The sequence below is a fragment of the Janibacter sp. UYMM211 genome, from assembly GCF_040547045.1.
Lineage (GTDB): Bacteria > Actinomycetota > Actinomycetes > Actinomycetales > Dermatophilaceae > Marihabitans > Marihabitans melonis.
In genome coordinates, this window is sequence record NZ_JBEPOY010000007.1 from 12,540 (window position 1) to 35,097 (window position 22,558).

20 protein-coding genes are annotated in these 22,558 nt (G+C 72.5%); 9 read left to right on the plus strand and 11 right to left on the minus strand.

Annotated features, from left to right (window positions below; genetic code table 11):
• Positions 1-12 precede the first annotated feature (12 nt).
• Positions 13-273 carry a DUF6458 family protein gene (locus tag ABIB53_RS15510; RefSeq protein ID WP_354588830.1) on the minus strand — a complete coding sequence of 87 codons (261 nt, stop codon included), beginning with the start codon at positions 271-273 and terminating at the stop codon, positions 13-15.
• Between the two features lie 105 nt (positions 274-378).
• The gene (locus ABIB53_RS15515; RefSeq protein WP_123092410.1) at positions 379-600 is read right to left on the minus strand and encodes a hypothetical protein; all 222 of its coding nucleotides are present in this window, start codon (positions 598-600) and stop codon (positions 379-381) included.
• Between the two features lie 135 nt (positions 601-735).
• Here ABIB53_RS15515 and ABIB53_RS15520 point away from each other — a divergent pair, with 135 nt between their 5' ends.
• The gene (locus tag ABIB53_RS15520) at positions 736-1,467 is read left to right on the plus strand and encodes a hypothetical protein (protein WP_354588831.1); all 732 of its coding nucleotides are present in this window, start codon (positions 736-738) and stop codon (positions 1,465-1,467) included.
• A gap of 7 nt (positions 1,468-1,474) precedes the next feature.
• On the opposite strand, the gene ABIB53_RS15525 is transcribed toward ABIB53_RS15520, so the two are convergent.
• A complete protein-coding gene (locus ABIB53_RS15525) occupies positions 1,475-3,505 on the minus strand; it encodes a bifunctional copper resistance protein CopD/cytochrome c oxidase assembly protein (RefSeq protein WP_354588832.1) in 2,031 nt (676 codons plus the stop codon).
• 101 nt (positions 3,506-3,606) lie between these two features.
• Between ABIB53_RS15525 and ABIB53_RS15530 the strand changes: the two genes are divergently transcribed.
• Positions 3,607-5,601 carry an FG-GAP-like repeat-containing protein gene (locus ABIB53_RS15530; RefSeq protein WP_354588833.1) on the plus strand — a complete coding sequence of 665 codons (1,995 nt, stop codon included), beginning with the start codon at positions 3,607-3,609 and terminating at the stop codon, positions 5,599-5,601.
• Between the two features lie 29 nt (positions 5,602-5,630).
• Here the strand turns inward: ABIB53_RS15530 and ABIB53_RS15535 are convergent, their stop codons facing one another.
• Positions 5,631-6,368 (minus strand): hypothetical protein, encoded by a 738-nt coding sequence (locus ABIB53_RS15535; RefSeq protein ID WP_354588834.1) that lies wholly within the window; start codon positions 6,366-6,368, stop codon positions 5,631-5,633.
• The gene (locus ABIB53_RS15540) at positions 6,365-8,326 is read right to left on the minus strand and encodes a penicillin-binding transpeptidase domain-containing protein (RefSeq protein WP_354588835.1); all 1,962 of its coding nucleotides are present in this window, start codon (positions 8,324-8,326) and stop codon (positions 6,365-6,367) included. Before ABIB53_RS15540 ends, ABIB53_RS15535 begins: the two co-directional genes overlap by 4 nt.
• Before the next feature lie 95 nt (positions 8,327-8,421).
• Between ABIB53_RS15540 and ABIB53_RS15545 the strand changes: the two genes are divergently transcribed.
• The 3 genes from ABIB53_RS15545 (at position 8,422) to ABIB53_RS15555 (ending at position 11,954) form a co-directional block, all read left to right on the plus strand.
• Positions 8,422-9,231, plus strand: a complete 810-nt coding sequence (locus ABIB53_RS15545) for a LysR family transcriptional regulator (RefSeq protein ID WP_354588836.1) — start codon at positions 8,422-8,424, stop codon at positions 9,229-9,231.
• Positions 9,228-10,136: a serine hydrolase gene (locus ABIB53_RS15550; protein WP_354588837.1), complete on the plus strand. Its 909-nt coding sequence runs from the start codon at positions 9,228-9,230 to the stop codon at positions 10,134-10,136. Before ABIB53_RS15545 ends, ABIB53_RS15550 begins: the two co-directional genes overlap by 4 nt.
• 129 nt (positions 10,137-10,265) lie before the next feature.
• On the plus strand, positions 10,266-11,954 hold the full coding sequence (locus tag ABIB53_RS15555; RefSeq protein WP_354588838.1) for an alpha/beta hydrolase: 1,689 nt from the start codon (positions 10,266-10,268) through the stop codon (positions 11,952-11,954).
• 78 nt (positions 11,955-12,032) lie between these two features.
• Here ABIB53_RS15555 and ABIB53_RS15560 read toward each other — a convergent pair whose 3' ends face one another.
• The 6 genes from ABIB53_RS15560 to ABIB53_RS15585 form a co-directional block, all read right to left on the minus strand.
• A complete protein-coding gene (locus tag ABIB53_RS15560) occupies positions 12,033-12,701 on the minus strand; it encodes a GOLPH3/VPS74 family protein (RefSeq protein ID WP_354588839.1) in 669 nt (222 codons plus the stop codon).
• Between the two features lie 116 nt (positions 12,702-12,817).
• Positions 12,818-14,236, minus strand: a complete 1,419-nt coding sequence (locus ABIB53_RS15565) for a dihydrolipoamide acetyltransferase family protein (RefSeq protein WP_354588840.1) — start codon at positions 14,234-14,236, stop codon at positions 12,818-12,820.
• A 1-nt stretch (position 14,237) separates the two neighbouring features.
• Positions 14,238-15,227 carry an alpha-ketoacid dehydrogenase subunit beta gene (locus ABIB53_RS15570; RefSeq protein ID WP_354588841.1) on the minus strand — a complete coding sequence of 330 codons (990 nt, stop codon included), beginning with the start codon at positions 15,225-15,227 and terminating at the stop codon, positions 14,238-14,240.
• Positions 15,227-16,465, minus strand: coding sequence for a thiamine pyrophosphate-dependent dehydrogenase E1 component subunit alpha (locus ABIB53_RS15575; protein ID WP_354588842.1), 1,239 nt, complete (start codon positions 16,463-16,465; stop codon positions 15,227-15,229). Before ABIB53_RS15575 ends, ABIB53_RS15570 begins: the two co-directional genes overlap by 1 nt.
• A gap of 164 nt (positions 16,466-16,629) precedes the next feature.
• Complete coding sequence (hisC, locus tag ABIB53_RS15580) at positions 16,630-17,706, minus strand: histidinol-phosphate transaminase (protein WP_354588843.1); 1,077 nt, start codon at positions 17,704-17,706, stop codon at positions 16,630-16,632.
• Positions 17,703-18,098 (minus strand): phage holin family protein, encoded by a 396-nt coding sequence (locus tag ABIB53_RS15585; RefSeq protein WP_201465132.1) that lies wholly within the window; start codon positions 18,096-18,098, stop codon positions 17,703-17,705. Before ABIB53_RS15585 ends, hisC begins: the two co-directional genes overlap by 4 nt.
• A gap of 223 nt (positions 18,099-18,321) precedes the next feature.
• On the opposite strand from ABIB53_RS15585, the gene ABIB53_RS15590 reads away from it, so the two are divergent.
• From ABIB53_RS15590 to ABIB53_RS15605, 4 genes are all read left to right on the plus strand, one after another.
• Complete coding sequence (locus tag ABIB53_RS15590) at positions 18,322-19,227, plus strand: ABC transporter substrate-binding protein (protein WP_123092423.1); 906 nt, start codon at positions 18,322-18,324, stop codon at positions 19,225-19,227.
• On the plus strand, positions 19,227-20,234 hold the full coding sequence (locus tag ABIB53_RS15595; RefSeq protein ID WP_354588844.1) for an amino acid ABC transporter permease: 1,008 nt from the start codon (positions 19,227-19,229) through the stop codon (positions 20,232-20,234). The genes ABIB53_RS15590 and ABIB53_RS15595 overlap by 1 nt, the downstream gene beginning before the upstream one ends.
• Entirely contained in the window at positions 20,234-21,058 is an 825-nt protein-coding gene (locus tag ABIB53_RS15600; RefSeq protein ID WP_201465126.1) for an amino acid ABC transporter ATP-binding protein, read from the plus strand. Before ABIB53_RS15595 ends, ABIB53_RS15600 begins: the two co-directional genes overlap by 1 nt.
• Before the next feature lie 214 nt (positions 21,059-21,272).
• Complete coding sequence (locus ABIB53_RS15605) at positions 21,273-22,553, plus strand: MFS transporter (RefSeq protein ID WP_354588845.1); 1,281 nt, start codon at positions 21,273-21,275, stop codon at positions 22,551-22,553.
• Positions 22,554-22,558: the final 5 nt, after the last annotated feature.

Genomic DNA, 22,558 nt, shown 5'->3' on the forward strand with positions numbered 1-22,558 from the left:
CCGTGCCGTCGCTCAGCGGCGGTCGGGGTCCACCTGGACCTCGTCGTAGGCCTCGCCGGTACGCGGGTCGGTGTGGCTCACGCGACGCGAGGTGTAGCCCCGCGGGCCGCGGGGACGACCCAGGACGAGGCTGAGCAGGATGGCGAGGACGCCACCGGCCATGAAGATGTAGCCGATCATCTCGAGGTTGACTCCCTCGACGGCGTCCGGCCCGATGGCGAAGGAGAGGATCGCCCCGATGACGAGCAGCGCGATGCCGAGTCCGATGTACATGGCGTACCTCCTGTGCTGACGCGGCAGGGTCCGCGTCTCGGAGTCAGACAGTAGGGCTGCGCGAGGTCCAGCGGGGGCTACGGGGTACCCCTTCGTCGTGGCTGGTCAGCGCCGTGTGCGGTCGCGCTCGCGGTCGACGCGCTCGGCCCGGTCCCAGCGTCCACGGGGGTCGCGGACGTCGCCCTCGGGACGGCGGTGCACCCGCACCTGACCCCGACGGGGCGGGCGCTCGACGAGGACGAAGGCGACGAGGATGACCACGGCGAGGGCGAGGATGACGAGCCCCCACACGACGAGCTCGGTGGTGCTCAACGACTCCTGGAGCATGGCTCCCCCTTCGACTCAGGTCTTCGGCGACGACTCTACCGACGCGCCGACGCACCGCGGCGGACGTTGAGGCGCCGATCGGTCTACGTCACACTGGACCCACCCGTCACACCCCCTGAGCAGATGGACGCGATCATGCGACGCACCGCCGCACTCCCCCTGACCGCCCTCGTCACCTCGGCCCTCGCCCTGCCGCTCGCCGCCCCCGCGAGCGCTGCACCCGGCGGGCCGAGCGCGCCCGCCGCCGCGAAGAAGTACTCCGAGGTCATCCTGCGGGCCGAACCCCTGTGGTCCGGCACCGGCGAGCAGATCGAGCTGAGCGGGGAGGCGTACGACCGCGACACCTACCGCGCGCTGCCCAACCGCGTCATCCGGCTCGAGTCCAAGCCGGCCGGCACCACGACGTGGACCCGACTGGCCAACGTCGAGACCGGCTCGTCGGGCAGCTTCCGCCTCGTGCGCACCGCCGACCGCTCGCGGACCTACCGGGCCGTGTACGCCGGCAACTCCTGGTACTACCCCGACCAGAGCAACTGGGTCGGCCAGACCGCGAAGGCCGGCACGAAGGTCCGGGTCAGCGCGACGCTCAAGGCCGACGGCACCGGGGCCCGGGTCAACGGGCGTGCGACGAAGCTGTGGAGCAGCACGACCCGCCCGCTGTGGGGGGCCAACATCACCATCGAGTCGGCGAAGGCCTACTCGAACTCCTTCGCCCCGGCCGGCACCGCGAAGACCAACCGCCACGGGTACTACACGTGGAAGACCTCGGTCTCGCCGAAGCAGTGCTACCGCTACCGCGCGATCTACAAGGGCAACAGCACGTGGGCGCCCAAGAGCACGCTCGCGAGCTGGAGCAGCTGCACCTGATCGGCGCCTAGCGCTCCGTCGTGGTGCGGACCTGCTCGCGGTCCGCACCCGACGCGGCGCCGCCCTGCCCGAGCGAGGCGAGGTGGGCGTTGTAGGCCTCGAGCTCGCGGTCACCGTCGCGCTCCGCCGAGCGGTCGCGGCGACGGGACTCCCGCTCGTCCGAGCGCATCCACTGCACGGCGACCGCCACGGCGAGGACGAGGGTCGGGGCCTCGCCGACGCCCCACGCGATCTCGCCGCCGGTGCGCTGGTCGGCGACCGGGTCGGGCACCCACGGCAGGTCGAGCACCCCGAAGAAGTCCGGAGCGAGCAGCGTCGTGCTCTGGGTGAGGATGACGCCGAAGAACGCGTGGAAGCTGATCGTCGTGAAGAGGATGACGAGCAGCGCGAGGGGCGACCAGCGCGTCGGGCCCGGGTCGACGCCGATGAGGACCCAGACGAAGAGGTACCCGCTGAGCAGGAAGTGCACCATCATCAGCACGTGCCCGGTGTGGGTGCTCATCGACAGCCCGAAGAGCGGGCTGTAGTAGAAGATCGCCAGGCTGAAGAAGAAGATCGCGGCGGCGACGGCGGGGTTGGCGACGACGCGCAGGTAGGGCGTGTGCACGGACGCGAGGACGAGCTCGCGCGGCCCGAGCGTGCGGTCCCGCCGGGCGGGCAGGGCCCGCAGGGCGAGGGTGATCGGGGCGGCCGGCACGAGGAGCAGCGGCACGACCATCGCCACCGTCATGTGCTCGATCATGTGCCAGCTGAAGGAGACGCGTCCGTAGACGCCGGGCGCCCCGCTCGTCGCGTAGACGAAGACCGCCCAGCCGAGGACCCACGAGAGCGTGCGCAGCAGCGACCAGCTGTCGCCGCGACGACGCAGCCTCAGCACCCACCGCACGTAGACGACGCACGCGACGAGCGCGACGGTGAGCCAGAGCCACTCGGTCTGCCACGCGGTGAACCAGCTCGACGACGTCGGCGCGCCGGGGTCGGGGTAGCCCGACAGCGCGTAGACGACGGTGTCGGGCGGGGTGACGATGACGTTGGTCGGCGACGGGGTGCGGCTGATCGCCGCACCGATGCCGAAGGCGGAGCCCATGACGACGAGCTCGGCGAGCACGAAGCGCGCGAAGGACGGGGTGCCGCCCTCGTCGAGCTGCTGGACGAAGCGCCGTCGGTGCCACCAGCCGAACCCGCCGAGGACGACGCCGAGCGCGAGCTTGACCCCGAGGAGCGCGCCGTAGCGGCTGAGGAGGTTCTCCAGCGCCCCGATGTTGGTCCACGCGAGGAGCAGGCCCGAGGCCATGACCCCCGCGAAGCCCCACCCGGCGACGACGGAGTAGCGCCGGATGGTCGGCCCGAGGTGGGCTCCGAGCCCGCGCTGGAAGCAGGCGAGGGCGACGAGCCCGCCGACCCACACGGTAGCCGAGACGAGGTGGATCGCCAGGGCGTTGACCCCGCTCATGTGGTCGAGCGCCGCCGAGGAGTGGCCGGTGAGCGCGAGCGGCAGCAGGGCGAGCAGCGACCCGGCCCAGCCCCACGCGAGGACCGCCTTGCTCTCCGACCCGGCGCACGCCATGACGACGACGAGCACGACGACGGCGCTGATGAGGTTCATCCGCAGCGTGGGCAGGTCCCACAGGACGGCCGCGAGCTGGGTGGCGAAACCGGGCTGGCCCACCGGCACCCCGGCGAGGTCGGCGAAGGTGAGGACGATGAGCAGCAGGAGGCTGACGAGCCACAGCGTGCCGGAGGTCGCGGCGACCCGGCCGGCGGTCCACCGGCGCCGGGTGCGCGTCGTCTCGGGCAGCACGAAGGCCCCGAGGAGCAGGAAGCCGACGGTGACGGCGGCGGCGAGGTCGTGCACGCCCTGGAGCACCGGGAGCCCCCAGCGCACCAGCGCACCGGGGTCGCCGGCGGCGTAGGGCACGGCGGCCCGGCCGACGAGGACGCCGATGACGGTCGTCACGACGACGGCGAGCGCGAGGACGAGGGCGGGACCGAGGGTCAGCGTCGTCCGGGCGAGGGAGCGCCCCGGGGCGGTGGACATGGGCTCAACTGTAATGAGCGCGGCTGGGCGGTCGCCGAGACGGGGATCGACGACGGTGCCAGGATGGGCCCGACCACGTCGCGAGCGCAGGGAGATCCGCCATGTCCGTCCGAAGCACCTGGCGGTCCCGCGCCGGCCTGACCGTGGCGGGGGCGGCCGTCGCCGCCACCGCGCTGAGCACCGCCGGACCGGCGAGCGCCGCCGACTCCGGCCCCGTCGACGTCCAGGTCGTCTGCGACGGCGTCGGCGAGGACACGGTCACCGTGACCGGTGACCTCGCCTCCGGCGGTACCGCGGCGATCGCCTCGGGCCCGCTGACCGTCGTCGGTCGTCCCGGCTTCACCGGCACCGACGCCGCGGGTCGCGCCGTGAGCGTCGCCCCCACAGGCGACGGGGTCACCTGCACCGCCCGCTCGACGGTGAGCGCGGGCTCCCTTCGCCAGGTCCTGCCCTCCACCCAGGCGGCGAAGGGGGCGACCTCCTCCTCCGTGACCGGCCGGCTGACCTTCACCGTGACCGTCGACGCGGACTCGGTGAACACGGCGGCGGCGCGCCGCGCCGAGGCCTCGGGCGAGACGACGACGGCCGCGGCGGGCGACTTCCCCTTCGAGTACACGCTGCGCACCTACCTCGCGGGACGTCCGGGCGCGGTCGGCGTCGCCGTGCGCATCCCCGGCACGTCGCGCGTCTACACGTACACGAAGACGAACGCCCGCAACGTCACGGCGAGCATCGTCAAGACCGAGATCATGGCGGCGGTGATGATGCGCGCGCAGGACGCCGGGCGGGGCCTCACCGACTGGGAGAAGAGCAAGATCGTCCCGATGATCCGCTACAGCGACAACGGCGCGACGACGGATCTTTTCAACAGCATCGGCGGCCGCGCCGCCCTCGACCGCGCCTCGGCCCGGCTCGGGATGACGGCGACCTACGCCGACTCGGGCGGCCGGTGGGGCCTGACCTCGACCGTGCCGCAGGACCAGGCCCGGCTCATGGAGCACTTCGCCCGGGCGACGGGTGTGCTGTCGCAGACCAACCGCGACTACGGGCTGACCCAGATGCGCAGCATCTCCTCCGACCAGGACTGGGGCGTCACCGCCGGCGCGCCGGCCGGGACGGTCGCGCTGAAGAACGGCTGGCTCCCGCGCACCGACGGCTGGCACGTGAACAGCATCGGCTACAGCACGAGCGGGCAGGACTACACGATCGGCGTGCTCACGCACGACGACCCGGGAGCCTTCGGTACCCAGATCACGACGATCGAGGGGGTGTCGCGGATCATCCACAGGTACAAGGACCGGCTCGTCCCCTCGACCCCGCCGCCGGCTCCCCCGGCCCGCGGGACCTTCGGCGACGTCGACGGCGACGGGCGGGCCGATCTCGTCGGCACGAGCGCCAGCGGCACGATGTACCTCTACCGGGGCGACGGGCGGGGCTCGTTCGCCGACAAGGTCCGGCTCAAGACCGGGCCGAAGGACGCCACCTGGTACGGCAGCGCGGGCGACCTCAACCGCGACAAGCGCGCCGACCTGCTCGTGCGCCGCAGCGACGGCCGCCTCCAGCTGTCGATGAGCTCGGGCAGCACCGGGTACGCCTCGCCCCGCACGATCGCGACGTCCTGGGGCTCGTACACGAGCATCGCGAGCGGCACCGACGTCGACGGCAACGGCTCGCTCGACGTCGTGACGCGCAGCGTCGGGGGCGGTGCGACCCTGCACTCGATCAGCGACTCCGGTCGGCTCACGACGGTCCGCACGATGGGCAAGCCCTTCGTCTGGTACCCGACGATCCTCGCGACGACCGATCTCGACGGCGACGGACGCGGCGACATCCGTGGGGTCGCCACCGGCGGTCGGATGCGCGCGTGGCGCTCGACCGGCTCGACGTGGAGCCAGCTCTCGGGGACCTCGCTGGGCTGGGAGCGCTACTCGGTCGTCGCGTCACCGGGCGACGTCAACGGCTCGTCCACCGGGCAGGCCGACGTCATCGGTCTCGAGGGTCGCGAGCTGCACGCGTGGTGGGGCACCTCCGACGGCGACACCTCCGGGCCCGTCCGCCTCGGCCCGAGCGGCTACGGGATGGTCCACCTCTTCTGACGCGACGGCTCGGCGGACGGGCGTGCCCCTCAGCGGGGCGAGCACGCCCGCCCGTCGACGCTGCTGTAGTACGGCGCCGCCGGGTCGACGGACACGGTGACGGTCGTGCAGGACGTCGCCGAGACCGAGCGGCTCGTGTCGCCCATCCGCTCGGAGCGCGCGGTGCGCTGCACCGTCGCGCGCAGGGTCGTCGGGTCGTCGCTCGGCAGGACCCGCACGACGAGACCTCTGCGCGTGAGCTCTTCCTCCGCCTGACGGCGGTCCACGACCCGCCCCCGCCGGACCTCCTCCTGGGTGCGGTCCAGCGCACCAGAGATGTCGACGAGCGCTGCGTCGTGCGCAGCCGAGGCGTCGGACCAGTCGACGGAGGTCGCCGGTGCCTCGGGCGCCAGGCGCGGCGGGCAGGCGGTGGTGCGGGAGACGCCGTCCGGCTCGACCTGCGCGCAGGCCACCCCCGTGCGCACGGTGTCGTCCGTGAAGGGGTCCGCCCCGGAGTCGAAGCGCCACACGGCGAGGTCGACCGTCCCGTCGGCCTCCAGCTCCAGCACCCGGTAGGAGACAGCGTTCGCGGCGAGCTGTTCGCGGACCGTCGCCGACGGGCGCGCCCACTGCTGCCTCGGCACCCTCTCGAGCAGCGCGACGACCTGGGCCACACCCTCCTCGGCCCTCGCGTCCGCCTCGGCCTGCCGGGCCGAGCACCCGGCGACGAGCGCGACGCCGAGCACCGGGGCGGCCAGCGCGAGGAGACCGCTCCGCCGCCCGCTCACCGCTGGAGGCGGCGCAGGTAGTCCTCGAGGACCGGGCCGGCTGTCGACGCGCCACCGGGGCCGTCCGCGACGAAGACCGCGACCGCGAGGTCGCCCTGGGTGCCGATCATCCACGCGTGGGTGCGCGGGGGCTCGTCGCTGCCGTACTCGGCCGTGCCGGTCTTCGCTCGCACGGGCCCGCCCGGCACGTCGGCGAGGAAGCGCGCCGACCCGTCCGTGACCACGCCCCGCATGAGGCTCCTCAGCTGCTTGCTCTCGGCCGCCGTGAGCGGTCGCGCGGGACTCGCGGGCCGGCGCGACCCGCCGTCGAGCACGAGGACCGGCGAGACCGCTGCCCCCTTCGCCACGCTGGCGGCGACGGTCGCCATGCCCGTGGGGGTCGCCAGGACCGTGCCCTGCCCGATGGTCGCGGCAGCCAGGTCGACGTCGGCCTTCGGGTCGGGCACGTCACCGAGCTCCGCCGGCACGCCGAGGGAGGGGTCGAGGGTGAGACCCAGCGCCTCGGCGGCCTCGTCGAGCGCTCCGTCGCCGAGACGGTCGCGCTGCGAGATGAGCGCCGTGTTGCACGAGCTGGCGAAGGCCGTGGCCAAGGGGACGTCACCCGTCGCGCTGCTCGGGTAGTCGTCGTAGTTGGTGAAGGAGCGCCCCTCGACCGTCGTGGTCGTCGTGCAGGGCACGCGGGTCTGCGGGGTGATCCCGCTGCGCAGGAGCGCGAGCGCGGTGACGGTCTTGAAGGTCGAGCCGGGCGCGTACTGGCCGAGGGTCGCCGTCGAGGTCCCCTCGCTGCCCGGCCCGCTCGCCGCGGCGAGGACATGGCCGTCCGACGGACGGATCGCGACGACCGCGCTCGGCGGCCCGATGTCCTCGAGCACCGCCTCGGCCTGCCCCTGATGGGTCTGGCTCAGCGTCGTGCGCACGGACCGGCCGTCGACGGCCGGCACCGAGCGCAGCTCGCGCGGCTCCGCCGACCCCTCGAGGTCGACCGCCTCGACGACGTAGCCGGCCGTCCCGCGCAGGCGGTCGTCCTGGGCGAGCTGCAGCCCGCTCGTGCCGACGACGTCACCGGCGCGGATCGCCCCCTTCGACCCCTCCACCTGCTCCGCCGTCGCCGGACCGACGCTGCCGAGCACCGCACGGGCGAAGGTGCTCGTCGGCGCGAGCGGCATCGTGTCCTCGACGCCCCGCGCGCCCGGGATCTCGGCGATGCCGCGCGAGACCTCGTCGAGCTCGGGAGCCTGGGCGCGCAGGACGATCGCCTCGACGAAGGCCTGCGGTCCGGCGGCCTCGACGGCGTCGACGAAGGGTCCGACCTCGACGTCGACGAGCTCGGCGACCTCGCGTGCGCTGCGCCGCGCCTGGCCGAGGGACGACGTCTGCGAGCGGTCGACACCCACGCGTACGACCGCACGGTCGGCGACCAGGGCCCGTCCGCCGTCGCCGAGGACCTCGCCCCGCTCGGCGCTCAGCCGGCGCGCCTGCAGCCCCTCTCCTGCTTCGAGGTCCGGTGCGAGGAGACCCGGCTCCCAGGTGCCCGACCAGCGCTCGCCGTCACGCCGCACGGCCAGCGTCGTCTCGTAGGTCCACGGCTGCTTGTCCTCGTGGATGCGCCACGTGTGCTCGATGGTGACGGTGCCTCGTCGGGCGTCGTCGTCGAGGCTGACCTCGCCCGCGGTCACGGTGTGGGCGATCTCGCCCATCCCCTCGAGCACCTCGCCCATCTCGTCCTCGGACGGTGCGCCGTCGAGCGACGGGGGTCGCCCGGCGGCGAGGTCCTGCGCGACCTGCTCGGCGTGCTCCTGGGCCGCGCCGACGGCTGCAGCGCTGCGGCGCCTGTCCTGCCACCACCACCCCGTCCCGGCGGCGAGGACCAGAGCCAGCACGACGGCCACCGCCGTGCCCCGTCGGTGCCGCCCGTGACCGGTGCGACCGGTCGTCGTCTCGTCCTCGCCCCTGCGCATGGGTCCACCGTCACCTGACGGCGGTCGAGAGTCAAAGACTATGGAAGGCGGCATTCGATATCGGACAGATATCGGGCGGGGGCTACGGTGCCCTCATGGACCTCGTGCGCCACCTCCGGCTCTTCGTCGCCGTCGCGGAGCACCGCCACTTCGGTCGTGCGGCCGCCAGCCTGTCGATGGCCCAGCCCCCGCTCTCGCAGGGGGTCCAGCGCCTCGAGCGCCACCTCGGCCAGCGGCTCTTCGACCGAGATGCCCGTCGGGTCGCGCTCACCGCTCCCGGGTCCGCCCTGCTCCCCGCGGCCCGCCAGCTGCTCGCCGACGCCGACGCCCTCGTCGAGAGCTCACGCCGGTGGTCCGAGCGGCGCTGCGTCCGCCTTGGGCTCGCGGCCGACCTCGACACCCTCGCCGGGCCGGTCCTCGCGCACCTCGTCGGCACCGGCATCGACGTCGAGCCCGTGCTCACCGGCAGCACCGAGCTCGTCGGGCGGCTGCGCGACGGCGACCTCGACGTCGTCCTCGTGCGGCACCCCGTGGCCCTCGACGGCCTGCTCACCGGAGACGTCATCACCGTCTCGGCCGCCGTCGTCCCCGACCATGACGACCTGCCGCTCGTGCTCCCGCCACGCAGCCACCACCCGGCGGCCCACGACCAGGTCGTCGACGCACTGCTCAGGCTCGGTCGCCTGGCTCCGGTGCACGAGATCGCCTCCGCGCAGGAGCGGTCCGTCCGGGTCGAGGCCGGTCTGGCCTCCGGGCTGCGGCCGACGCAGGAGCAGGACGTCCAGGACGGGAGCGCAGACATGGTGCCGCTGAGGTACCGCGCCGCGGTGCCGGTGATCTCCGAGCAGCGGCCCGACCTCGACCACGCAGCGGTCGTCTCGGCCCTGCACGAGGCCCTGCGATGACTCGTCTCACCCAGGCCGCCCGGGCCGTCGAGCGGACGGCCGAGGACGCCGGCATCACCGCGCACGTCCATGCCCGTCGGGTCGACGACGTCGAGGACGAGATCGCCGTCGGGGCCGACGTCGCCGTGCCGATGGCCTCGCTGTACAAGGTGGCGGTCGCCGGGACGTGGGCGGCGCTCGTCACCGCGGGAGAGCTCGACCCCCTCGCGGAGGTCGTCCTCGACCCCACGGACCGCACCGCCGGCCCGACGGGGGTCAGCGCGCTGCAGGACCGCGTCGTGCTCACGCAGCGCGACTGCGTGCGCCTCGCCCTGGCGGCGTCGGACAACGCCTGCGCCGCGGCCGTCCTGTCGCTCGTCGGTGCCGACGCGGTCCAGACCTGGCTCGTGGGGGCCGGGTGCCGCTCCACCGACGCGCGACGCGGGACCGCCGACGCCATGCGGGCGGTCGTCGCCGAGACCGGAGGCCGCGACCTCGGCCAGGCCCTCGCCCTGCTCGCCGACCCGGCCGCGGACCGGACGACGAGCGAGTACGACCCCGCCCTCACGAGCAGCTCGACGGCACGCGACCTCACGACGATGCTCGCCCACCTGTGGCGCGAGGAGTCGGCGCTGCCGGTCCGCGAGGCGATGCGCCGGCAGGTGTGGCGTCACCGGGTGGCCTCGGGCTTCCCGCACGACGACGTCGTCGTCGCGGGCAAGACCGGCACTCTCGGCCGGCTGCGTCACGAGATCGCCGTCGTGGAGATCCCGGGCGAGGTGCCCGTCGCCGTCGGCGTGCTCACCCGGTCGCTGCGACCGGAGTCCCACCAGCCGCGGGTCGACACCGCGATCGGCGTCATCGCACGCACCGCCGTGCACCCCCTGCGCCGACCGGCCCCCTCCGGCGCCGAGCTGGGGGGCTGACCTGGGGCGACCCCCCTTCCCCAGATCGCCGCGAAGTGGTCACCCCAAGGGGGTGCGCAATCCGCCCCGGAGGAGGAAGGTGTCTCCTGCGCCTCGCCCGAGGCGCATCCCCGAGGGAGGACATTTCGCATGAGGAGAACTCTCACGGCACTGACGACGGTGGCCCTGGCCGCCGGACTCGGGTCGTACGCCACGGGTGCGGCGAACGCCACGCCTGAGGTCGCGGCAGCGCCGTCGACCGTCGCCGCACCGTCCGTCGCCACCGCGCCGGTCGTGCCGGACGCAACCGCCACGCAGGTCCACCGCTACACCCCGCCGCCGATCCGCTGGGGCTCGTGCGAGAGCGAGCGCCTCCAGGGTGCCGGTGCTCAGTGCGGCATGCTCACCGTCCCCATGGACTACACCCGCCCCACCGGGACGAAGATCAAGCTCGCCGTCTCGCGGGTCAAGGCCGACCCGTCCGTGCGCTACCAGGGGGCCATGCTCGTCAACCCCGGCGGCCCCGGCGGCTCCGGTCTCGGCCTCGCGGTCCTCGGCGAGTTCGTCCCCGACGGCGCCGGTGCCGGGTACGACTGGATCGGCTTCGACCCCCGTGGGGTCGGCAGCTCCCAGCCCGCCCTCACCTGCGACGGCAACGTCACGGCCGCCCCGCGCCCGTACTACACGCCCTTCAAGAGCACGATCTACACGCAGTGGATCAACCGCTCGAAGGACTACGCCAACAAGTGCGCGAAGAACGGGTCGATCCTCAAGCACATGCGCACGTCGGCGACGGTGGCCGACATGGAGTCGCTGCGCCGTGCCCTCGGCCGGCACCAGATCAACCTCTACGGCTTCTCCTACGGCACCTACCTCGGCCAGATGTACGCCAGCAAGTACCCGAACCAGGTGCGCCGCTTCGTGCTCGACGGCGTCGTCGACCCGCGTCGCGTCTGGTACAAGGCCAACCTCGACCAGAACATCGCCTTCGAGAAGTCGATGCGCCAGTTCTTCAACTGGGTGGCCGACAACGACGCCTCGTACGGCCTCGGCACGGACGGCCAGGACGTCCGCGCGACGTGGTACAAGCTGCGCTCGAAGCTCTACTACAACCCGCAGGGCAAGCTCGGGCCGTCGGAGTTCACCGACGTCTTCCTCTCCGCGGGCTACTACGTCTACGACTGGGACTACCTCGCCCAGGTCTTCGCCGCGGCGCAGGAGGGCAACTTCTCCCCCGCCGAGCAGACCTACGTCGAGGGCAACCCGACCGGTCCGGGCGCCGACAACGGCTACGCGGTCTACGCGGCGGTGCAGTGCACCGACGCCATCTGGCCCGCGAAGTGGTCGACATGGCGTGAGGACGCGTGGCAGCTCAACAAGTCCGCGCCCTTCGAGACGTGGGGCAACACGTGGTTCAACGCCCCGTGCCACTGGTGGCCGGCGCAGTCCCAGCAGGACCCGTACATCAACGGCAGCAAGGCCCCGGCGATGCTCCTCATCGGCGAGACCAACGACGCGGCGACGCCCTTCTCCGGCGCCATCGAGGTCCGTCGTCGCTTCCCGAAGTCGGTCCTCATCGAGGGCGTCGGCGGCAGCACCCACTCGGGCTCGCTGTCCGGTGTCGCCTGCACCGACGACAAGATCGCCGCGTACCTGAAGTCGGGCACGCTGCCGACGCGTCGCTCGGGCGTCCTGTCCGACGTCAAGTGCGCGCCCGTCCCGGCTCCCGAGCCGAGCGTCACCGCGGCCGCCCGCAAGAGCGGTCAGCCGACCGAGAAGTCCGTCGGGATCAAGAACCGCGAGCTGCGCGAGCTGCTCGACGGGGCCCGCGGCTTCTGATCGCCGTCGCACAGCACCACCACCGCGAAGGGGGAGGGCCGGCTCGCCGGTCCCTCCCCCTTCGTCGTGCCGTCGAGGTCAGCTCGACCCGCCGGCGACGACGACGGGGATGACGACCGCGGTGATCATCGCGGTGTTGAGCGCGCTCACGGCCCGGCCGACGGCGTCGCCGGCCGGGGTGCTGGCGACGACCTCCTCGACGCGCTTCTTCAGCTCGCGCGAGCTGCGCCCGGCCGCCTCGGCCTTCAGCACGCGGTGGGCGACCCCGAGGCCCTGGAGCACGGAGAGGATCGTCGCGTCACCACGCGAGGGCGCCTGCGCGCCGGCGAGCACCGCAGCCAGCCGGCTGCGCACGTGCGCCTCGGGACCGGGGTCGAGGGTCGGGTAGCGGTCCGGGACGAGGCCGAGCATCCGCTTCGGCTCGTGGCCGATGACTCCGGCTCCCTGCAGGCGGACGACGACGAGGGGCTCGGGGTTGAGCTTGCGGTCGGCGACGAGGCTGGACAGCCGGGTCCCGGGCCGCTTCTGGACGAGCCGCAGGACCCCGTGGTCGAGGACCGGGTCGCCCGTCGGAGCGGAGTCGACGAGGTGCGCCTTCGGGTCGCGGTCGTCGCTGAGGTGGAGCCGGCCCGCCTCGACGAGATCGGCGAGGAGGGAGGCGGTGAGACCGAAGCCGCGCTGGGACATGCCCTCGAGACGGCCGTCGTCGGTGGTGAGCAGCAAGAAGAGCTCGTCTGTCGTCCTCATGACCTCGACGTTAGCGAGGGGGCAGGGAGGCGCACCTCCCTCTGCCGGATGACCCGCTCTCCGCCGTGAGGACGAGCGAAGGGGGAGCCCGCGGGCTCCCCCTTCGCGTCGGTGACCTAGGCCCAGACGAGGGCCTGGCCGGGGTCGTGCAGGAGGGCGGCGACGTCGGCGAGGACCTTGCTGCCGAGCTCGCCGTCGACCATGCGGTGGTCGAAGGAGAGCGCGAGCTGGGTGACCCAGCGCGGCTCGATGCTCTCGACGCCGTCGCGCTCGACGACCCACGGCATCCGCCGCACCGCGCCGAAGGCGAGGATCGCCGCCTCGCCGGGGTTGAGGATCGGGGTGCCGGTGTCGACGCCGAAGACGCCGACGTTGGTGATCGTCACCGTACCGCCGGCGAAGTCCGCCGGCTGGGTGCGGCCCTCGCGCGCCGTCGCGACGAGCTGGGCCATCGCGTCGGCGAGCTCGCGCATCGGCATCGAGTCCGCGCCCTTGATGTTCGGCACGACGAGCCCGCGGGGGGTCGCCGCGGCGATGCCGAGGTTGACGTCGCGCCGGTAGACGATCTCCTGCGCGGCCTCGTCCCAGCTGGCGTTGACGTCGGGGTTGCGCCGGATCGCCAGGCACAGCGCCTTGGCGACGACGAGCAGCGGGGTGACCTTGACGTCGCGGAAGGCCCGGTCCTTCTTGAGCCGGTCGACGAGGTCCATCGTCGCCGTGACATCGATCGTCACGAACTCGGTGACGTGCGGCGCGGTGAAGGCCGAGTCGACCATCGCCTGGGCGGTCACCTTGCGCACACCCCTGATGGGGACGCGACGCTCGGCGGGGCCGGCCTGCTGGTCGAGGTGCGAGGCACGAGCCTCGAGACCACGGTCCGAGGAGGCCGAGGCACCCGAGGTGGAGGCACCCGAGGCCGCGGCCTGGACGTCCTCACGGGTGACGACGCCCCCGGGACCGCTCGGGGTCAGGGACGCGAGGTCGATGCCGAGGTCCTTGGCCATCTTGCGCACCGGCGGCTTGGCGAGCGCGCGGGCGCGCTCACCGGTGACCGGGGCGGCCGGGGCCGCCGGGGCGGGCTCGGGCTGCGGGGTCGCCTCGACCGGCGGTGCCAGTGAGTAGGCGACCGGCTGCTCGGTCGGCAGCAAGGCCTGGGCGGGCTCCCCGCGGCGCGCCCGACGACGGGTGGACCCCGCCTTCGCGCCGTAGCCGACGAGGTTGGGGCCGCTCGCCTCGTCCGGCTCGTCGGCCGTGGCCGCACCGGCCGAGGGCGCGGCGGCCGGGGCCGCCTCGCCGCCGGTGTCGACGACGATGATCGGCGCGCCGACGTCGACGGTGTCGCCCTCGGCGGCGAGCAGCTCGACGACGGTGCCGGCGAAGGGGATGGGCAGCTCGACGAGCGACTTCGCGGTCTCGACCTCGACGACCATGTCGTTGACCTTGACGACGTCGCCGACGGAGACCCGCCAGGTGACGAGGTCGGCCTCGGTCAGGCCCTCGCCGGGGTCGGGGAGGATGAACTGCTGCAGCGCCATGTCAGTACCCCAGCGATCGGTCGACGGCGTCGAGGACGCGGTCGAGGTCGGGCAGGAAGTGCTCCTCGAAGCGGCTCGGCGGGTAGGGGATGTTGTAACCGCCGACCCGCAGGACGGGCGCCTCGAGGTGGTAGAAGGCCTCCTGCTGCACGAGCGCGGCGATCTCCGCGCCGAGCCCGAGGAAGGTCGACGCCTCGTGGACGACGACGGCCCGGCCGGTCTTGCGCACCGACTCGAGGATGCGCGGCAGGTCCAGCGGGCTGAGGCTGCGCAGGTCGAGCACCTCGAGGCTGCGCCCCTCCTGCTCGGCGGCCTCGGCCGCGGCCAGGCAGACCTTGACCATCGGGCCGTAGCAGAGCAGCGTCGCGTCGGTGCCCTCGCGCAGGACGCGGGCGTCGTGCAGGCCGAGGACGGGACCGGCGGCCTCGTCGATCTCGACGGCGCCGCGCTCGTGGTAGCGCCGCTTGGGCTCGAAGAAGATCACCGGGTCGTCGCTGGCGATGGCCTGCTGCATCATCCAGTAGCCGTCGGCGGCGTCGGAGCAGGTGACGACGCGCAGACCTGCGGTGTGCGCGAAGTAGGCCTCGTTGGACTCGCTGTGGTGCTCGACCGCGCCGATGCCGCCGCCGCAGGGGATGCGGATGACCATCGGCAGGCGCAGGTGGCCCAGCGAGCGGGCGTGCATCTTCGCGACCTGGCTGACGATCTGGTCGAAGGCCGGGTAGACGAAGCCGTCGAACTGGATCTCGACGACCGGGCGGTAGCCGCGCAGGGCCAGGCCGATCGCGGAGCCGACGATGCCGGACTCGGCGAGCGGGGTGTCGATGACCCGGTCCTCGCCGAAGTCCTTCTGCAGGCCCTCGGTGATGCGGAAGACGCCGCCGAGCTTGCCGACGTCCTCTCCCATGAGAACGACCTTCGGGTCGTCCTCCATCGCCTTGCGCAGGCCCGCGTTGAGCCCCTTCGCGAGGGTGAGCTTGGTGCCGGCCATCAGTGACCACCCTCCCCGACGAAGGACTTGTGGTAGGCGACGAACTCCGCCTTCTCGGCGGCGACGACCGGGTGGTCGTCGACGTAGATGTCGTCGAACATCGTGGGCAGCTCCGGGTCGGGCATCGTCTGGCAGGCGTGGCGGATGCGGGCGGCGACCTCGTCGGCCTCCGCGTCGACGGCCGCGAAGAACTCGTCGTCGCCGTGCCCGTGCTCCTCCATGAAGCCGCGCATGCGCTTGATCGGGTCCTTGTCGCGCCAGATCTCGACCTCAGCCGAGCTGCGGTACTTCGTCGGGTCGTCAGACGTCGTGTGCGCGCCCATCCGGTAGGTGTAGGCCTCGATGAGCGTCGGGCCCTGGCCCGAGCGGGCGTCGTCGAGCGCCTTGCGGCACACGGCGTAGGTCGCGAGCGGGTCGTTGCCGTCGACGAGCACACCGGGGATGCCGAAGCCGCGCGAGCGCTGGTAGGGCGGGATGGTGAACTGCTTGTCGTTCGGCTCCGAGATCGCCCACTGGTTGTTCTGGATGAAGAACACGAGGGGGGCGGAGGTGACCGAGGCGAAGACGAGCGCCTCGTTGTAGTCGCCCTGGGCGGTGCCGCCGTCGCCGGTGAAGGCCATGACCGCGGTGTCCCGCTCCGGGTCACCGGTGCCGACCGCGCCGTCGGCCTTGACGCCCATGGCGTAGCCCGCCGCGTGGAGCATCTGGTTGCCGATGACGATCGTGTAGAGGTGGAAGTTGTTGGCGTTGGAGTCCCAGCCGCCGTTGTTGACCCCGCGGAACATGCCGAGGAGGTTCTCCGGCGGGACCCCGCGGCACCAGGCGACGCCGTGCTCGCGGTAGCCGGGGAAGGCGTAGTCCTGGTCGCGCAGCGCGCGACCGGCGCCGACCTGCGCGGCCTCCTGGCCGAGGAGCGAGGGCCACAGCCCGAGCTCGCCCTGGCGCTGGAGCGCGTGGCCCTCGGCGTCGATGCGGCGCACGAGGACGAGGTCGCGGTAGATCATCCGCGCGTCCTCGCTCGTCATCTCCTCGACGATCGAGGCGTACGGCTCGTTGGCGGGGGTGATGCCCAGCCGGGTGCCGTTCGCGTCGACGAACTGGACCATCTCGGGGTTGTCGTCCGAGAAGTGCCCGGTGATCATCGACGGCGGGGTCGGCCCGTGCTCCGGCGAGGGCTCGAAGGCCCCGGCCATGTCGGCGCCGGCGCTGCGCTCCGGCACGACGTCGTTGTCGCTCATCTGCTACTCCTTCGGCCCTGGCGCTGGGGGTGACCCACCGGGGCTGCTGACGCGCCGCCATGGCGCGCGACGGGCGTGGCCACCGCGGGGTGAGCGGTGGCGCACGTAGGTGCGGGCCACACGCTAGCGCCTCCCCGGCAGGGGGCCCAACGCCGCCGTGCGGGTCAGGCCCGGAAGTCCCGGGCCACCTGCAGCAGACGGTCGTTGGCCTCGGTCTCGCCGATCGTCACCCGCACGCCGTCGGTGCCGTAGGGCCGCACGGACAGCCCGGCCTCGGTGCACGCCGCGACGAGCTCGGGCGTGCGCTCCCCGACCGGGAACCACACGAAGTTCGCCCCGCTCTGCGGCACGTCCCACCCGGCCTCGACGAGACCGGCGACGACGCGCGAGCGCTCGGCGACGAGCTCCTCGACGCGCACCTCGAGCTCGTCGGCGGCCTGGAGGGAGGCGACGGCGGCGACCTGGGCGAGGGTGTTGACGCCGAAGGGGGTTGCGGTCTTGCGCAGCGCCTCGGCGACCGGTTCGTGCGCCACGGCGTAGCCGACCCGCAGACCGGCGAGGCCGTACGCCTTGGAGAAGGTGCGCAGCACGACGACGTTCGGCCGGTCGCGCAGGATCTCGAGCGCTCGCACCGGGTCCTCGTCCTGCACGAACTCCAGGTAGGCCTCGTCGACGACGACGAGGACGTCGGAGGGCACGGCGTCGACGAAGCCGACGAGCTCGTCGTGCCCGACGCTCGGCCCGGTCGGGTTGTTGGGCGTGCACACCATGACGACCTTGGTGCGCTCGGTGATCGCGGCGAGCATCGCCGGGAGGTCGTGGCGGTGCTCGGCGGTGAGCGGCACCTGCACCGAGGTGGCGCCGGAGAGCGCGACGACGATCGGGTAGGCCTCGAAGGAGCGCCACGCGTAGACGACCTCGTCGCCGGCGTCGCACGTCGCCTGCATGATCTGGCCGAGCACGCCGACCGACCCGGTGCCGGTCGCGATGCGCTCGCGGGGCACGTCGAGATGGGCGGCGAGGGCGTCGGTGAGCGCGCTGACACCCATGTCGGGGTAGCGGTTCATCGTCGCGGCGGCGTCGCGCACGACGTCGAGGACCGACGGCAGCGGCGGGTAGGGGTTCTCGTTCGACGAGACCTTGTAGACCGTGAGGCCCTCACGGGCCACCGGGGGCTTGCCGGCGACGTACGCGGGCACGGCGTCGAGCGCGCCGCGCAGGCGCACCGGGGTGTCGGTCATCGGTCGTCGTCCCCGTCGGGCAGGACCCAGCCGAGGACCATCGAGACGACGGTGATGATGACCGCGCCGAGCACGGCGTCCCACCAGAAGTCGCGGATGGCGAAGGACAGGCCGAGCGGCTCGCTGATCCACTCGGTGATCTGCAGCATGAAGGCGTTGACGACGAAGGTGAAGAGCCCGAGCGTGAGGACGATCGCCGGGAAGGACAGGACCTTCGCGATCGGCTTGACGACGGCGTTGATGACGCCGAAGAGGAGGGCGACGAGCAGGACCGTCGTGAACTTCGAGGCGAAGGTCGAGCCGTCCTCGCCGAGCGTGATGCCGTCGACGAGGAACGCCGCGACCCACAGCGCGATGCCGTTGACGACGACCTTGATGAGGAAGTTGGCCATGGGGTCAGTGTGGCAGTGAGCGAAGGGGGGATCACCCGGTCGTGGGTCGTCGACACGCCGACGTCGTGCGAGCCGGTCCACGACCTACCGTCCGCACGGGTGGGCCGCCACAGGTTGCGGATGGGTCTCGACCGCGGGAGCATGCCTGACCCCCCGTGCCCGCTGGTGGCACCATGACCCCACCGGGCGCCACCCGCGCCCTCGGATACACGGAGGAACCCTCATGCGTCGTGCCCCCCTCGCCCTGGCGGCCTGCTTCGCCCTGACCACCTCGCTCGCCGCGTGCGGGTCGGACTCCCTCGAGGACCCGGGCGCCAGCGGCTCGTCGAGCTCGGCCACCGAGTCCGTGGACGTCAAGACCGACGACGAGCTCGCCGCCATGGTCCCCGCAGAGATCAAGGAGAAGGGCACGATCTCCGTCGGCTCCGACGCGTCCTACGCGCCCAACGAGTTCCTCGCCGACGACGGCAAGACGATCGAGGGCATGGACGTCGACCTCTTCGACGCCGTCGCCGCCAAGCTCGGGCTGAAGACGAAGTGGACCAACGGCGGCTTCGACGGCCTCATCGCCGGCATCGGGTCGGGCAAGTACGACGTCTCGGTGAGCTCCTTCACGATCAACGACGAGCGCAAGAAGGAGGTCAACATGATCAGCTACTTCGACGCCGGCACCCAGTGGGTGACGACGAAGGGCAACCCCAACGGCATCGACCCCGAGGACGCCTGCGGCAAGAGCATCGGCGTCCAGAAGGGCACCGTGCAGGTCGACGACCTCGAGGCGCGCAGCAAGAAGTGCGAGGCCGACGGCAAGGACGCGATCAAGGCCGTCGTCGAGCAGGAGCAGAGCAAGGTCACGACGAGCCTGGCCTCGGGCAAGGTCGAGGCCATGCTCGCCGACTCGCCGATCGCGCTCTACGCGGTCAAGCAGCAGGGCGACACCTTCGAGGCGCTCGGCGACGTCTACGACTCCGCCCCCTACGGCATCGTCGTCCCGAAGGACCAGACCGAGCTCGCCGACGCCATCGCCGAGGCGCTCAAGGCCATCGACGAGGACGGCACCTACGAGACGATCCTCAAGAACTGGGGCAACGAGTCCGGCGCCATCGACGACTTCGCCGTCAACCCCTGATGACCACGACCTCGAGCAGCACGCCGCCCCCTTCGCCCGAAGGGGGCGGCGTCGCCGCGAGCGACGACGGTCGGCCTGGCACGATCGACGCGGTGCCCGTGCGGCACCCGGGCCGCTGGGTCGCCATCGTCCTGCTCGCGGTCGTCGCGGCGATGATCGTCTCGAGCTTCGTCACCAACGCACGCTGGGACTGGCCCTTCGCCTTCCAGGTGATGAACTTCAACCCGATCCTCGAGGGTCTGCTGAAGGGCACGATCATCGCGACGGTCGGCTCGATGATCATCGGCATCTCGCTCGGCGTCGTCGTCGGCATCATGCGGCTGTCGAGCAACCCGGTCCTGCGCGTCGTCGGGCTCGCGTACACGTGGTTCTTCCGCGGCGTCCCACGCCTGGTGCTCGTCTTCCTCTTCGGCGCGGGCATCGGCTACCTCTACCCGCGCTTCGACATCGGGCCCTTCCCCTTCAGCCAGCAGATCGCGGGCTGGCTCGGGCTGTCGAGCGACCTGACGATCCTCACGCTCAACGTCAACGAGATCTCCTCGACCCTCATCTGGGGCATCATCGCGATGGGCCTGTCCGAGGCGGCCTACATGGCCGAGATCGCCCGCGCGGGCATCCTCTCCGTCGACGACGGGCAGCGAGAGGCCGCGGCCGCGCTCGGCATGGGCCCGAGCCTGTCGATGCGTCGCGTCGTCCTCCCGCAGGCGATGCGCGTCATCATCCCCCCGACCGGCAACGAGACGATCGCCATGGTCAAGGACACCTCGCTGCTCGCCTACCTGCCACTGGGCACCGAGCTGTTCTTCCAGGCCCAGGCGGTGAGCAACCGGACGTACAAGATCATGCCCTCGCTCATGGCCGCGACCATGTGGTACCTCGTCATCACGACCGTGCTCATGATCGGCCAGTACTACCTCGAGCGGCACTTCGGCCGCGGCTACGGCGCGACGCGCGAGCAGTCCACGGCCCACACGAAGAAGAACCGGATCCTCGGGAAGGGCGCCTGATGACCAGCAGCGCACGCACCATGCCTCTCGTCCACGCGGTGAACGTGCACAAGGCCTTCGGTCGCAACGAGGTGCTCAAGGGCATCGACATCGACGTCGACGAGGGCGAGGTCGTCTGCCTGCTCGGACCGTCCGGCTCGGGCAAGACGACCTTCCTGCGGTGCATCAACCAGCTCGAGGACATCCAGGCCGGTCGCATCTGGGTCGACGGGGACCTCGCGGGATACGTGCAGAAGGGCGAGAAGCTCCACCGGCTCAAGGACAAGCAGATCGCGGCGCAGCGCCGGGAGATCGGCATGGTCTTCCAGCGCTTCAACCTCTTCCCGCACATGACGGCGATCGAGAACGTCATGGAGGCGCCGGTCAAGGTGCAGGGCCGCAAGAAGGCGGAGGTGCGGGCCGAGGCGATCGAGCTGCTCGACAAGGTCGGCCTCTCCGACAAGGAGTCGGCCTACCCCGCCCAGCTCTCCGGCGGCCAGCAGCAGCGCGTCGCCATCGCCCGGGCGCTCGCGATGAAGCCCAAGCTCATGCTCTTCGACGAGCCGACCTCGGCGCTCGACCCCGAGCTCGTCGGTGAGGTGCTGCAGGTCATGCGCGACCTCGCCGCCCAGGGCATGACGATGATCGTCGTCACCCACGAGATGGCCTTCGCGCGCGACGTCGCCGACCGCGTCGTCTTCATGGACGGTGGCGTCGTCGTCGAGCAGGGCGACCCGAAGACGGTCATCAACAACCCCCAGCACAACCGGACCAAGGCCTTCTTGTCCCGGCTGCGCAGCGAGCACGAGCAGGTGGCGGCAGCCGCCCGCGACCTCGTCGTCTGACCTGTCACCCACCGACCCGAGTCGCCGTCACCCCGCCGTGGGTGGCGGCGACTCGCGTCTGCCGCGGCCGTGAGCGCGAATCGCCGCTACGCGACGGGGGTGACGGCGATTCGCGCTCACCAGACCCTCTCCTGCGCAGTCCGTGGCCTCGAGGCTCGGGCGCTGTGCGCCCTTCGCACCTCGACCACCGAGAGGGCGGACGTAGGGTGCTGCGGTGCGACGGGTGCGGGGGCTGCTGGCGGACACGCGGCCGTTGCAGATCCCGGAGTACCGGCGGCTCTTCGTCGGGCAGGCGGTCACCGTCGTGGGGGCCCAGCTGACCGTCGTCGCGGTGCCGGCGCAGATCTACGGGATGACCGGCAGCTCGGCCTACGTCGGGCTCACCGGCCTCTTCGGGCTCGTCCCGCTGCTGGTCTTCGGGCTCTGGGGCGGCTCGCTCGCCGACCACATGGACCGCCGGCTGCTGCTGACGATCACGACGTGGGGGCTCATCCTCACCTCCGCCGCGCTGTGGCTCCAGGCGCTCGCGGGGAGCACGAACGTGTGGCTGCTCCTCACGATCTACGCGCTGCAGCAGTCCTTCTTCGCCGTCAACCAGCCGACCCGCGGGGCCGCGATTGCGCGGCTCGTGCCGGCCCCCCTTCGCCCGGCCGCCAGCTCGCTGTCGATGACGGTCTTCATGGCCGGGGCCATCGCCGGGCCGCTCATGGGCGGCGCGCTCATCCCCCTCATCGGCTACGCGTGGCTCTACCTGCTCGACACGATCACACTCTTCGCGACGCTGTGGGCGGTCGTCGGGCTGCCGCCGCTGCCGGTCGAGCGCGAGGCCGACGCGCTGCCGTCCAGCCCGGGGCTGCGCTCTGTGTGGGACGGCCTGGTCTACCTGCGCGGGCACCCGGTGCTGCTCATGTCCTTCGTCCTCGACCTCGTCGCGATGGTCTTCGGGATGCCCCGCGCGCTCGTGCCCGAGATGGCGCACCTCGACTTCGGCGGACCGAGCGAAGGGGGGCTCGCCTTCGCCGTCCTCTTCGCCGCGATGCCCGTCGGGGCCTTCCTCGGCGGGGTCTTCTCCGGATGGGTCTCGCGGGTCGAGCGGCACGGCGTGGCGGTCGCGGCCGCGGTCGTCGTGTGGGGCGGCGCCATGGTCGGGATGGGGGTGGCGGTCATGGCCGCCGGCGGGAGCCTGGGGCCGATGCTGTGGGTCGCCGCGGGGTTCTTCGCGCTCGGCGGTGCTGCGGATGTCGTCTCGGCGGCCTTCCGCACCGCGATGATGCAGAGCGCGGCGACGGACGCGATGCGCGGCCGGATCCAGGGGGTCTTCCTCGTCGTCGTCGCGGGCGGGCCGCGGGTCGCCGACGTGCTGCACGGGGCGGTGTCGCCGGCGCTGGGGGCGGGTGCGACGACCGCGCTCGGCGGCGGGCTCGTCGTCGTGCTGACGATGGTGCTCGCGCGGCCGGGCTCGGCCTTCGTGCGGTACGTCGCGCCTCGGGCGTAGGGGCG